This is a genomic window from Streptomyces sp. WM6386 (genome assembly GCF_000972385.1).
GTDB lineage: Bacteria > Actinomycetota > Actinomycetes > Streptomycetales > Streptomycetaceae > Streptomyces.
This window is the reverse complement of record NZ_JXTE01000018.1, coordinates 1-12,287: the sequence shown is the minus strand read 5'-3', so window position 1 is coordinate 12,287 and position 12,287 is coordinate 1. Positions and strand designations below refer to the sequence as shown.

The 12,287-nt window shown below is 69.0% G+C and carries 13 protein-coding genes and 1 pseudogene; 9 read left to right on the top strand and 5 right to left on the bottom strand.

From position 1 onward, the window contains the following. Positions 1-19 precede the first annotated feature (19 nt). The 4 genes from TN53_RS13665 to TN53_RS13655 all read left to right on the top strand — a co-directional run bounded on the left by TN53_RS13665 (position 20) and on the right by TN53_RS13655 (position 3,769). Positions 20-1,171 carry a S1C family serine protease gene (locus TN53_RS13665; RefSeq protein ID WP_046258720.1) on the top strand — a complete coding sequence of 384 codons (1,152 nt, stop codon included), beginning with the start codon at positions 20-22 and terminating at the stop codon, positions 1,169-1,171. A gap of 169 nt (positions 1,172-1,340) precedes the next feature. Next, a complete protein-coding gene (locus TN53_RS47815) occupies positions 1,341-1,517 on the top strand; it encodes a hypothetical protein (RefSeq protein ID WP_199924566.1) in 177 nt (58 codons plus the stop codon). A gap of 90 nt (positions 1,518-1,607) precedes the next feature. Continuing rightward, positions 1,608-2,345 carry a response regulator transcription factor gene (locus TN53_RS13660; protein ID WP_046258719.1) on the top strand — a complete coding sequence of 246 codons (738 nt, stop codon included), beginning with the start codon at positions 1,608-1,610 and terminating at the stop codon, positions 2,343-2,345. Continuing rightward, positions 2,342-3,769, top strand: a complete 1,428-nt coding sequence (locus tag TN53_RS13655) for a HAMP domain-containing sensor histidine kinase (protein ID WP_046258718.1) — start codon at positions 2,342-2,344, stop codon at positions 3,767-3,769. Before TN53_RS13660 ends, TN53_RS13655 begins: the two co-directional genes overlap by 4 nt. Here TN53_RS13655 and TN53_RS13650 read toward each other — a convergent pair. Then, positions 3,763-4,014 carry a hypothetical protein gene (locus tag TN53_RS13650; protein ID WP_046258717.1) on the bottom strand — a complete coding sequence of 84 codons (252 nt, stop codon included), beginning with the start codon at positions 4,012-4,014 and terminating at the stop codon, positions 3,763-3,765. The two genes, TN53_RS13655 and TN53_RS13650, sit on opposite strands and share 7 nt — an antisense overlap. Beyond that, positions 4,011-4,442, bottom strand: a complete 432-nt coding sequence (locus TN53_RS48310) for a hypothetical protein (protein WP_046258716.1) — start codon at positions 4,440-4,442, stop codon at positions 4,011-4,013. The genes TN53_RS13650 and TN53_RS48310 overlap by 4 nt, the downstream gene beginning before the upstream one ends. 176 nt (positions 4,443-4,618) lie before the next feature. On the opposite strand from TN53_RS48310, the gene TN53_RS13640 reads away from it, so the two are divergent. The 4 genes from TN53_RS13640 to TN53_RS49130 all read left to right on the top strand — a co-directional run bounded on the left by TN53_RS13640 (position 4,619) and on the right by TN53_RS49130 (position 8,510). Continuing rightward, positions 4,619-5,503: a hypothetical protein gene (locus tag TN53_RS13640; RefSeq protein ID WP_046258715.1), complete on the top strand. Its 885-nt coding sequence runs from the start codon at positions 4,619-4,621 to the stop codon at positions 5,501-5,503. 156 nt (positions 5,504-5,659) lie between these two features. Beyond that, positions 5,660-7,729 carry a pectinesterase family protein gene (locus tag TN53_RS13635; RefSeq protein WP_046258714.1) on the top strand — a complete coding sequence of 690 codons (2,070 nt, stop codon included), beginning with the start codon at positions 5,660-5,662 and terminating at the stop codon, positions 7,727-7,729. Between the two features lie 46 nt (positions 7,730-7,775). After that, complete coding sequence (locus TN53_RS13630) at positions 7,776-8,222, top strand: PH domain-containing protein (RefSeq protein WP_046258713.1); 447 nt, start codon at positions 7,776-7,778, stop codon at positions 8,220-8,222. Between the two features lie 162 nt (positions 8,223-8,384). Further along, positions 8,385-8,510: a hypothetical protein gene (locus TN53_RS49130; protein ID WP_267886539.1), complete on the top strand. Its 126-nt coding sequence runs from the start codon at positions 8,385-8,387 to the stop codon at positions 8,508-8,510. Between the two features lie 151 nt (positions 8,511-8,661). On the opposite strand, the pseudogene TN53_RS45020 reads toward TN53_RS49130, so the two are convergent. The 3 genes and pseudogenes from TN53_RS45020 to TN53_RS13620 form a co-directional block, all read right to left on the bottom strand. Continuing rightward, positions 8,662-8,889: pseudogene (locus tag TN53_RS45020) on the bottom strand (ABC transporter transmembrane domain-containing protein); the annotation flags it as partial. Between the two features lie 48 nt (positions 8,890-8,937). Further along, positions 8,938-9,063 carry a hypothetical protein gene (locus TN53_RS49125; RefSeq protein ID WP_267886538.1) on the bottom strand — a complete coding sequence of 42 codons (126 nt, stop codon included), beginning with the start codon at positions 9,061-9,063 and terminating at the stop codon, positions 8,938-8,940. Between the two features lie 133 nt (positions 9,064-9,196). Continuing rightward, the gene (locus tag TN53_RS13620) at positions 9,197-11,005 is read right to left on the bottom strand and encodes a bifunctional metallophosphatase/5'-nucleotidase (RefSeq protein WP_046258711.1); all 1,809 of its coding nucleotides are present in this window, start codon (positions 11,003-11,005) and stop codon (positions 9,197-9,199) included. A gap of 158 nt (positions 11,006-11,163) precedes the next feature. On the opposite strand from TN53_RS13620, the gene mshD reads away from it, so the two are divergent. Continuing rightward, positions 11,164-12,090 carry a mycothiol synthase gene (gene mshD, locus TN53_RS13615; RefSeq protein WP_046258710.1) on the top strand — a complete coding sequence of 309 codons (927 nt, stop codon included), beginning with the start codon at positions 11,164-11,166 and terminating at the stop codon, positions 12,088-12,090. Positions 12,091-12,287: the final 197 nt, after the last annotated feature.

Genomic DNA, 12,287 nt, shown 5'->3' with positions numbered 1-12,287 from the left:
GGGCGACAAGCTCATTGCCATGACCGAGAGCTTCCGCCGCGACGGCGAGTACGAGCAGTACGCGAACCCCTACCAGGGCGCCCAGCAGCACGCCTCCTCCCCCGTGAACCCGGAGTGGCCGCCCCCGCCGGCGCAGCCGCCCGCGCCGCAGCCGGTGACCGTCGATCCGGGTACGACCGTGTGGCCGGCCCAGCAGCAGGCGGCCTACGCCACTTCCACTGACGGCGGCGACGGCAACGGCGGCGGCGGTACGGCTCTCCTCACCGCGATACCGGCGGAGCCTGCCGCGCCGAAGAAGCGGACCCGGGGTCCCCTCGCCCTCCTGGCCGCCGTAGCGATCGTCGCCGCGGCGATCGGTGGCGGTACGGCGTACGGCATCCAGGAGCTCACCGGCAACGACACGGTCACCTCCAGCAGCACCAGCACCAACGTCATCCCGTCCTCCGCCAGGGGCACGGTCTCCGGGGTCGCCAAGGCGGTCAGCCCGAGCATCGTCGAGATCAACGCGACGCTGAGCAACGGCTCCTCCACCGGCTCCGGCGTGATCATCACCAGCGACGGCGAGATCATCACCAACAACCACGTCATCTCCGGCGCCTCCTCGATCAAGGTCTCGACGAGCGACGGCAAGGAGTACACGGCCAAGGTCCTCGGCACCGACAGCGCCAAGGACCTCGCCCTGATCAAGCTGGAGGACGCCTCCGGCCTCACCCCCGCGACCCTCGGCGACTCCGACGGCGTCCAGGTCGGCGACGAGGTCGTGGCGATCGGCTCCCCCGAGGGCCTGACCGGCACCGTCACCAGCGGCATCGTCTCGGCGCTCGACCGCGACGTGACCGTCTCGACCGACGAGGGCCAGAGCCAGGGCGGCCAGGGCGGCGGCGGGCGGTGGCCGTTCGAGTTCGGTGGTCAGGAGTTCAACGGCGACACCGGTTCGTCCACGACGACGTACAAGGCGCTCCAGACCGACGCGTCCCTGAACCCCGGTAACTCCGGCGGCGCGCTGATCGACATGAACGGCAACATCGTCGGGATCAACTCGGCGATGTACTCGGCCGCGGACTCCACGTCCTCGTCCAGCGCCGGCAGCGTCGGCCTCGGTTTCGCCATCCCGATCAACACCGTCAAGTCCGACCTGGCGAAGCTGCGGGCCGGCGGCAGCGACAGCTGAGCGCTCCGCTGTAAGGGCAGTGCTGAAGCTGCGGGCCGGTGGTGGCTGTTCGCGCAGTTCCCCGCGCCCCTTACGGGGCGCGGTGCCGCACTGGACTTCGCCAGGGCCGCTCAGTCCCTGCGGGGCCTGACCGAATCGCCGCAGAGCCTGGACCGAGAAGGAGTACGTCATGATCAAGCAGGTTTCGCACACCGTGGCCGGTACCGATGCTGCCGGGTTCGCCCTCGCGCTCGAGGTGGCGTACGAGCTGCACGCGCCGACGGTCGCGGTCCGGGCCCCCGAGATCTCGACCGTGGCCGCCCGGCACGCGGCGAGGGTCACCCCGCGTCGTACGGTCCGCGGCTGATCCCCACCGTGTTCGACCCCACCGCACCGAAACATGCGAGGCTGAGAGCGATCCAGCCCCACCCCACCGCACCCCGAGGAACCGCGAGCGATGAGCCCCGCCGATGGCGACCGTGACCCCCAGCGCATCCTGATCGTCGACGACGAGCCGGCCGTGCGCGAAGCACTCCAGCGCAGCCTCGCCTTCGAGGGGTACGACACGGAGGTCGCGGTCGACGGCGCGGACGCGCTGGAGAAGGCGACGGCGTACCAGCCGGATCTGGTGGTCCTCGACGTCCAGATGCCGCGCATGGACGGCCTGACCGCCGCACGACGCATGCGGGGGGCGGGCACGACGACGCCGATCCTGATGCTGACGGCTCGGGACACGGTCGGTGACCGGGTGACGGGTCTCGACGCCGGCGCCGACGACTACCTGGTCAAGCCGTTCGAGCTGGACGAGCTGTTCGCGCGGGTCCGTGCGCTGCTGCGGCGCAGCTCGTACGCGGCTGCCGCCGGTGCCGGTGCCGTCCCGGAGGACGAGGCGCTGACCTTCGCGGACCTCCGTATGGATCTGGCGACGCGGGAGGTGACGCGTGCGGGTCGGCCGGTGGAGCTGACCCGTACCGAGTTCACGCTGCTGGAGATGTTCATCGCGCATCCGCGCCAGGTCCTCACCCGTGAGCAGATCCTCAAGGCGGTCTGGGGCTTCGACTTCGAACCGTCCTCGAACTCCCTCGACGTGTATGTGATGTACCTGCGCCGCAAGACGGAGGCGGGCGGAGAGCCTCGGCTCGTGCACACGGTGCGTGGCGTGGGGTATGTGTTGCGGCAGGGCGGGGCCGAGTGAACAGGGTTCTGCACCGGTTCCGGACACTTCCCATCCGGGCACGGTTGTCGTTGCTGGTGGCGGCGGCGGTGGCGTTCGCGGTGGCGGCGGTTTCGGTGACCTGTTGGTTCATCGTGCAGGGGAAGTTGTACGAGCAGGTGAACAACGATCTGTCGAAGATGGTCGCTCGGGGCGTGGGCCCGGACGGCGTGATCGTCTGCGCCGACTCCTCCAACAAGGACGAGTTCCAGCCCAAGAACGGCTATTTCCAGCTCGTCAGGCAGAACGGCACGACCTGCGTCCCCCGGTACTCCGAAGGCACGGTCAAGGTCACCGACTCCGACAAGGAGGTGATCAAGAGGGCCGACATCACCAAAGCCAACTATCGCAACGGTACCGACGGAGACGGCAACGCGGTCCGCGTGCTGACCATGTACAAGGGCATCGACCAGGTCACCTCGCAGCCGGCCGCCCTCATGGTCGCGACCTCGCTCAAGGGCACTCAGTCCACCCTCAACGAACTCGCCCTCATCCTCCTCCTCGTCTCCGGCGTAGGAGTCCTCGGTGCCGGAGCCGCCGGGCTCGCCGTGGCCCGCGCGGGACTCCGCCCCGTCGACAAGCTCACCGAGGCCGTCGAACACGTGGCCCGTACCGAGGACTTGAGCGTCCGCATCCCCGTCGAGGAGGACAGCGAGGACGAGGTGGCCCGGCTCTCGCGGTCGTTCAACTCGATGACCTCGTCCCTCGCCAGCTCCCGTGAGCTCCAGCAGCAGCTGATCGCGGACGCCGGCCATGAACTCCGTACCCCCCTCACCTCCCTCCGCACCAACATCGAGCTCCTGACCCGCAGCGAGGAGACCGGCCGTCCCCTCCCCGAGGCGGATCGGAAGGCTCTGCTCGCCTCGGTGAAGGCGCAGATGACGGAACTGGCGGCGCTCATCGGCGACTTGCAGGAGCTGTCGAGGTCGGAGGGGCAGCGAGGGGAACGAGTGCAGGTCGTCTCGCTGGAGGACACCGTCGAGTCCGCCCTGCGTCGCGCACGGCTGCGTGGACCCGAGCTGACCATCGACGCCGATCTCCAGCCCTGGTATGTCCGCGCGGAACCCGCCGCTCTGGAACGCGCCGTCGTCAACATCCTGGACAACGCGGTGAAGTTCAGCCCCGAGGGCGGCACGATCGACGTCCAGCTCACCGAGGGCGTCCTGACCGTCCGCGACCACGGTCCCGGCATCCCCGCCGACGAACTCCCCCACGTCTTCGACCGCTTCTGGCGCTCCCCCAGCGCGAGGGCCCTCCCGGGCTCGGGCCTGGGCCTGTCCATCGTCGCCCGCACCGTTGAGCAGGCCGGCGGCCAGGTAACCCTGGGCCACGCGGACGGCGGCGGCACGATCGCGACCGTACGACTGCCGGGGGCGCCGACACTGCCGCCTGCTGAGCCTCAGTAGTCCGATCCGAAGTAGAGGATGCGCGGCCCCTTCGGATCACTGGACCGCACCGGCTCGACACACATGGTCTCCGGGAGACCGCCATCGGCGTCGATACCCCGGATGTACGGGTCCTTCGCCGTGACCAGCTCTGCGCGAGCCTCGTCGACCATCTTCCGCGCATGCTCGGGCAGCGCATCACGGCTGGCGAGGGCATCGAGCCGCCAGTCCATCTGCCAAGGCGGCCCCATGATCTCGTCGGTCACTCGCCGGGCTCCAGCTTCCGCATGAGGTAGCGAATCTTCGCCACCTCATCGAGCAGAGCCTTGGCCTCAGCGATGTCGGTCGCCTCTGCGGCACGGTGCTGGAGCTCGGTCACATGAGCGTCGAGCTTCGGGTCACGGGCGAGCGGGCGCCAAAGCCGTGCTCGCCGATACCGGGGCAGCGCACAGTACAAGGCGTGGCAGGTGTCGGCGCCCCCGTACCCGTCCCGGATCATGGTGCCGACGCCGACCGAGGAGACCATGTCCAGAGGGTCGACGACCACCGAGGAGAACCCGAGCACCCGGCGGGCCGCATCGGCATCCTCGGACTCCGCCTGCGTCAGGCAGAGGGCAGGAATCCGGAGGAGATCACCCGGGGTCCGGGCCATGTGCGCGGCAAGCAGGTTCAGCGTCTTGTGCCCGTCCGGCACGGTTGCTTACGTAAATCGGAAAAGGACAAAGAACGACAGACACCCCCGCCAGCTGTCGATGTCCTGTCATCTGTACCGCATTCCTGACCCTACCCGTGAGTACCCTGAGACCTTCCTGGCTGTCCGACAGGTGCCATCGGCACCCGTGCACAGCACTCGGGAGTGAGCCAACCCCCATGCGACTCATTCGCAAATCGAAGATCAAGAAGCTCGGGACTCTCAAGAAGAGCGCCCTGATCACCGCGTCCACCGCCCTCGCCCTGACCGGCCTGCTGGCCGGCTCCGGTTCCGCGCAGGCGGCCGACGGCGGCCCGGGCGGCGCGACGAACATCCGGGGCACGGACCCCGGCAACACCGACCTGATGATCGAGCGGCTCTGCGGCCAGGAAGGCAGCCTGACGGGCGTCTACGGCGCCCTCAACGTCGACACCGGGGAGTTCAAGACCCGGGACGAGTACCTGGACGACGTGTTCCCCCTCTGGGAGCCCGTCGGACCGTGGGAGACCTTCCGCGGCTGGTGCGGTTACGCGCAGGCCTCGACGTGGTCCATCAAGGGGGAGCCCGTGCGCACCTCGCCGTGGATAGGCAACCGCGGTTCCAAGGACGACAAGGAGACCTTCGTCAGCAGCTACAGCACCAAGACGTTCGCCAAGAAGAGCGTCGGCGCCACGATCAGCCTCTCCGCCGCCAAGAGCATCTTCTCCGGCACCGCCGGCGGCAGCTTCAGCTACGAGTGGGGCTGGGAGAAGACCTCGTCCTTCGAGCGCCGCAGCGAGAAGACGATCCCGCCGTGCACCCAGGTCGCCGTGACGTGGACGCCGTACCAGCGCGTGGTGCGGGTGAACCCGATCTTCTACGTCGAGGACTACCAGTGGAACAAGGACCCCTCCAGCAGGGACAACATGCGGACCGTGCACAGCTGGCGCGACCGGGGGTACAACACGATCTACTCGTACGGCTACTACATCGACGGCATCTCCGACACCCTTCTCCCCAACGGCCAGCCCGACGGCCGTGAGGACAAGGTGGAGGAGAAGCTGGACCCGAAGACCTGCGCCTGATTCGGGAGCCGCGCCTGATTCGGGAGCCGCGCCTGATTCGGGAGCCGCGCCCGACCCGGGTCGGCGACCGATCCGGTCGGCGCGGCAACCTTTTCCTCAACAGCGGCGACAGGAACGTGACTTGACCACCGTCACTTGACCTGATCGGACGCAGTCGTGAGTGAAACCCGCAGCAAGCCCCGTCACCGCAGAAGGAAGACCGCGCTGGCGGTCGGCGTCCCCCTGGCGCTGACCGCCGCCGGAACGCTCGCCTACGGCATGGACTTCGGCGTCTTCGGCGCGGACGCGCAGCGCACCGCCTCCGCGGCCACCGCCGCCCCCGCCTGGGCGACCGCCACCGCCGACGGCTTCGCCTCCGTCAACGCGCTCGGGCAGAACGGGACCTATGGCGGACGCGGCGGGCAGATCGTCACCGTCAAGACGCTCGCCGACCTGGAGAAGTACGCGACCGCGGCCGAGCCGTACGTCATCGTCGTCGCCGCGACCATCAACATGAACCCGGTCGGCAAAGAGATCAAGGTCCAGTCCGACAAGACCATCGTCGGGTCCGGAACCTCCGGGCACATCGTCGGCGGCGGGTTCTTCCTCGGGTCCGGCGTGCACAACGTGATCATCCGGAACCTGACCATCCGGGACGCCTACCAGGGCATCTGGAACGACAAGGACCACGACTTCGACGCGATCCAGATGGACGGTGCCCATCACGTCTGGATCGACCACAACGATCTGCGGCACATGGCCGACGGGCTCATCGACGTCCGCAAGGACAGCACCTATGTGACCGTCTCCTGGAACAAGCTCAGCCAGGACAACAAGGCGTTCGGCATCGGGTGGACGGAGAACGTCGTCACCGACATCACCATCCACCACAACTGGATCCGCGAGACCGAGCAGCGCAACCCGTCGACGGACAACGCCGCCCACGCGCACCTCTACAACAACTTCCTCGAGGACGCCCCCGGCACCGACATCAGGTCGTCGTACGGCAATTACTCGCGCGGCGCCACGAAGATGGTCCTGGAGAACTCCTACTTCCAGGGCGTCAACAACCCCGTCACCAAGGACAGCACCGCGACGATCGTGCAGAAGGGGAACACCTTCGTCGGCACCAGCGGGCGCAACGAGAGCGGGGGTACGGCTTTCGACCCGAAGACGTACTACGCCTACACGCTCGACAAGACGGCCGACGTACCGGCGCTCCTCAAGTCCGGTGCGGGACCCCGGAGTTCGATCGGTACGACGGCGGCCGCCTCGACGAAGGCCGCCGCCGCGACCACGCTCACCGTCGCCAAGGACGGCAGCGGGCAGTACTCGACCGTGCAGGCCGCGGTGAACGCCGTACCGGCGGGCAACCCCTCCCGCGTGGTGATCTCGGTGAAGCCGGGGACCTACCGCGAGCTGGTCAAGGTGCCGTCCAACAAACCGCACGTCACCATCCAGGGGACGGGCGGCAGCCGCAAGGACACGGTGATCGTCTACAACAACGCGTCCGGCACGCCCAAGCCCGACGGCTCGGGCACCTACGGCACCGGCGGCAGCGCCACCGTCGCCGTCGAGGCCGACGACTTCCAGGCCCGCAACCTGACGATCTCCAACGACTTCGACGAGGCCGCTCACCAGGACATCGCCAATCAGGCGGTCGCCCTGCGCACCTCCGCCGACAAGGTGTTCCTCGACGGGGTCATCGTCAGCGGCGACCAGGACACGCTCCTCGTGGACACCGCGGCCAAGGAGAAGCTGGGCCGGGTCTACATGACCAACTCCTACGTCATCGGCAACGTCGACTTCATCTTCGGGCGGGCGACCGCGGTGATCGACAAGTCCGTCATCACGCTGAAGAAGCGCTGGAACGGCACCTCGGCCGGTTACATCACCGCGCCCAGCACCGTCGCCGACCGCAAGGGCATCCTCATCGCCAACTCGACCGTGAACGGGGACGTCTCCTCCGCGAGCTTCTCCCTCGGTCGCCCCTGGCACGCCGGCGGTGACGCGAGCCTCGACCCGCAGACCACGGTCCGCAACACGTCGTTGAGCGCCGCGATCAAGTCCACGCCGTGGAGCGACATGAGCGGCTTCTCCTGGAAGGACGACCGGTTCGCGGAGTACAAGAACAGCGGTGCGGGCTCGGGTGCGGCGAGCAGCAACCGGCCGCAGCTGACCGACGCGCAGGCCGCAGGCCAGGAGGTCGCGGACTGGCTCGGTGACTGGACGCCCACCGCTTCCTGACGGACAGGTCCCCGTCCTACGATCATCCCGACCACGGGGAGGGATCATGGGCGGGGACATCATCAGGGAGTACCGCAGGCAGGGGTCGGCGTGGAAGCCGCTCGGCGCCGTCGGGCTCCTGTTCGCGGCAGGCGTCGGGGAAGTGCTGCTCAACGGGGTGCCGTTGTGGCCCGCGGTGGCCCTGGTGACGGTCCTGCTGCTCTCCAACGGCTGGATGGCGCTCGCCCTGCTGCGGCCCCGTACCGTCGTACGGCCCGGCGGGATCACCTCGTACAGCGCCCTGCGCGTGCGGAAGTGGACCTGGCACGACATCCGGGACCTGCGCGTCGAGAACGCCCCGCAGGCCTCCAGTCTCCGGTTCGTCACCTGCCTGCACGACACGGCGGGCCGCCGGACCGTGCTGCCCTTCGTCAACGACCGGTGTGTGCCGGACCTGCCCACCGAGGCCGAGTTCCTGCGGGGCGTCCTGGCGAGCGGCCGGGGCGTGGCGTAGCTGGACGACGTCAGGATCGATCGGGAGTACCGCAAGCGGCGTCGGCTGCCGGGGGCGTTCTCTTCAACGGCCGGCCGTCGAGGCGCTCATCCGGAAGGGGGCCGCGCACGTCAAGGCCTGGGTGCGGGCGGCCACCGGTGGCGTCGTCGCGGCATCGGCTTCGTGACGTGGGTGGTGCTCACGTTCACCTCGGACGATCCCTCGATACTCCTGTACTTCGGCTACCTCCCTCTCACCACGTTCGCCCTCCTCGCCGGCCTGTTCCACTGGCACGCGCGCCGTCCTTGAAGCCCCAGCTTCACGCCCTGCCGGCTCCAGCACCGCTCAGGAGTCCGGTGGGCTTCCCGGCCAGCCTGGCGTATGTCCCGCGGCGCTCCACGAGTTCGTCGTGCGTGCCGGCCTCCACCAGCCGGCCCTCGTCCACGACGAGGATGCGGTCGGCGTCGGGGGCGAGCCGCTTCTCCTCGTCGGCGCGGCGGTTGTAGGCCTGGGTCAGCACCACATTGCCGAGGGACTCCTCGACGACGGAGGTGATGGCGCCGTCGGCGGTCCGCTCGTCCTGGGAGGCGCTCTTGATGCGGCCGGCGAAGCGGCGGGCGGCCAGCAGGAACAGGGGGGCGAGGACGAAGGTGACGAGGGCCAGGTCCCAGCGCAGGTACAGGGCGGCGGCGGGGCCACCGAGTCCCTGTCGGTGGCCCCGCCTCGTGATGCGGCGTCAGCAGCCCTTGCGGGATACCGGACGGGCGGCGGCCTTCTTCTGCTGAGGAGCCTTCTTCTTCGGCGCCGGGGCGGCGGGCTTGGTGTTCTTCTTGGCGACGGAGGCGATCTTGTGGAAGCTCATTTCGTTCTCCTTCTTCGATGCCGTTCGCTTTCGACGGCGTCACCCGGAACCAATCCGCCACTCACACAGGTTTTAATACGCGAAGAGGCGGCCGCGTCGATATGACGCGACCGCCTCTTACCGCCCCAGGGGGCTACTTCAGGATCGTGATCCGGTTCGCGGCCGGAGGTGCGATCGGGCTCGTGGCCGAGGAGTTGGCCAGGAGGTACTGCTCGAGCGCCGCCAGGTCATCCGTGCCGACGACGTCGTTGGTGCCCAGACCCAGCGTGGTGATGCCGTCGCCGCCGCCCGCGAGGAAGCTGTTGGTCGCGACGCGGTAGGTGGCCGCCGGGTCGATGGCCGTGCCGTCCAGCTTGACGGAGTCGACGACGATCCGGTCGGCGCCGGTCTTCGTCAGGTCCAGCGTGTACGTCAGACCCGACGAGGGCTGAAGGATCTTCGGCGACGCCGCGTTGCTGCCGCTCACCTGCTCCTGGAGGACCTTGATCAGCTGGGCGCCGGTGAAGTCCTGAAGGTTCACGGTGTTGGAGAACGGCTGGACGGTGAAGCCCTCGGCGTAGGTCACCACGCCGTCGCCCTCGGCCCCCTTGGCCGCGTAGGTGAGGCCCGCGCGGACGCCGCCCGGGTTCATCAGCGCGAGGTCGGTCTCCGGGTCGAGCTGCTTGCCGTGGGCGAGCTGCGCGTCGGCGATGAGGTCGCCCATCGGGGACTCGGTGCCGGTGCTCGGGATGTCGGCGGAGATGTAGCCGATCGCGCGGTTGCCGATGGGCGCCGCGAGGGTGTTCCACCTGCTGATCAGCTCGGTCATGTCCGTCGCCTTGGCGACGGTCCGGGTGACCACGTGGTTCGCCGACTTCACGGCCGTACGGGCGATGTCACCCGTCCACCGGTCGTACGTCAGCGTGGTGTCCGTGTAGAGACGGCCGAAGGACGCGGCCGAGGTGACCGTGCGCGGGTTGCCCGCCGGGTCGTTGATGGTGCAGGCGTAGGCGGCGTGGGTGTGACCCGTCACCAGCGCGTCGACCTGCGGGGTGATGTTCTTGGCGATGTCCACGATCGGACCGGAGATGCCGTCGCCGGCACCCGGGGCGTCGCAGTCGTAGTTGTACGACGCCGAGGCCGGGGCCCCGCCCTCGTGGATGAGGGCCACGATCGACTTCACGCCCTGGCGCTGGAGCTCCTTGGCGTACTTGTTGATCGTCTCGACCTCGTCCTTGAACTTCAGGCCCTTGACGCCCTCCGCGGAGACGACGCCCGGGGTGTCCTCCAGGGTGACGCCGATGAAGCCGACCTTGACGCCGTTCTTCTTCCACACCCAGTAGGGCTTGAGGATCGGCTTGCCGGTCTTCTCGTTCAGTACGTTGGCCGCGAGGTAGGGGAAGTTCGCCCCCTCGAACTCCTCGTCCGTGTAGCAGCCGGCGGTCGGGTGACAGCCGCCCTTCTGCAGACGGGCCAGTTCCTTGGCGCCCTCGTCGAACTCGTGGTTGCCGACGGAGGTGACGTCCAGGTCGAGGCCGTTGAGCGCCTCGATGGTCGGCTCGTCGTGGAAGAGTCCCGAAATGAGCGGAGACGCACCGACCATGTCGCCGCCGGCGGCGGTGATGGAGTACTTGTTGCCCGCACGCGCCTCGCGCAGGTGCGTGGCGAGGTACTCGACACCACCGGCGTCGATGGTCTTCGTCGTGCCGTCCGCCTGGAGTTCGGTGACCCGGCCGGACGAACCGGACGGCGGCTCCAGGTTGCCGTGCAGGTCGTTGAAGGACAGCAGCTGCACGTCCTGGTAACGACTGGGCGCCTTACCACCCGACTTGCCCGATTCGCCCGCTGCGGCCGTCGAGGGCAGCGCTGCGGCGAGAGCGCCGACGGTCGCGAGACCGGCGGCTGCGGCAAGGAGACGGACGGTCCGTCTGCGGCGGTGGTGCGGCTGGGATATGGCTGGCATACGCCCCCCTGTGGGATGTCTGAATCACGTGGGCCCCGTCCGGCGCAGCCTAGAGTCAACGCGCGTAGCGCGACAGGGGTTTCCTGGTTACATCCTGGTTTCCCTTTGCCCTTTCCTTTGCCGCCATTTTGCGGGGTCCTCCCCGTACCCTCGTACGCATGACCAGCGACGACACCGCACGGCGTGGCACCTCCCGCTCGATCGACACCTACTCGGCGCTCTCTCCGGACCGGACCGAAGCGGTGCTGGCGCTCCTCGCGGAGGCCGTGCGCAGCGACGGGCAGCAGGCGGTGTCGGAGCAGGGGCGGCTGCAGCTGCGCGGTGGCGCACGCGAGGGGGTGTCCCATCTGCTGCTGAGCGTCGACGACCAACTCGTCGGCTACGCCCAGCTGGAGGACACCGACCCGGTGGAAGCGCCGGCCGCGGAACTGGTCGTCCATCCCGCGCACCGCGGTCACGGCCACGGCCGGGCGCTGGGCGCCGCTCTCCTCGCCGCGTCCGGCAAGCGGCTGCGGGTGTGGGCCCACGGCGGCCACTCCGCGGCCCGGCATCTCGCCCAGGTCCTCGGTCTGACCCTCTTTCGTGAGCTGCGGCAGATGCGGCGGCCGTTGACGGGCCTTGAGCTGCCCGACCCGGTCCTCCCGGACGGCGTGACGGTACGCCCCTTCGTCCCCGGCCAGGACGACACGGCCTGGCTCGCCGTCAACGCCGCCGCCTTCGCCCACCACCCCGAGCAGGGCTCCCTGGTCCAGCGCGACCTCGACGCGCGCATGACCGAGCCCTGGTTCGACCCGGCCGGATTCTTCCTCGCCTTCCGCGGCGCCGAGTTGATCGGCTTCCACTGGACCAAGGTCCACGCCGCGGAGCAGCTGGGCGAGGTCTACGTCCTCGGTGTGAAGCCGGGGGCGCAGGGCGGGGGGCTCGGCAAGTCCCTCACCACGATCGGCCTGCGGCATCTGGCGGGGCAGGGGTTGCCCACGGCGATGCTGTACGTCGACGCGGACAACAAGGCGGCGGTGTCGGTGTACGAGCGGCTCGGTTTCGTGACGCATGAGACGGACCTGATGTACCGCACGGAGACGTGAGGCCCGGGGCGGGCGCCGGTGTGTTTTCGCCCCCGCCGCCCTTACCCGTTCCCATCCCCAGGGGCATGCTGCCCCTTCGACTCCGCTCCCAGGGGGCGCTGCCCCCTGGACCCCCGCTCCTCAAACGCCGGAGGGGCTGAATTTGCCAACGCCGGTCCAGTTCAATCAGCCCGTCCGGCGTTTGAGGACGAGGCCCG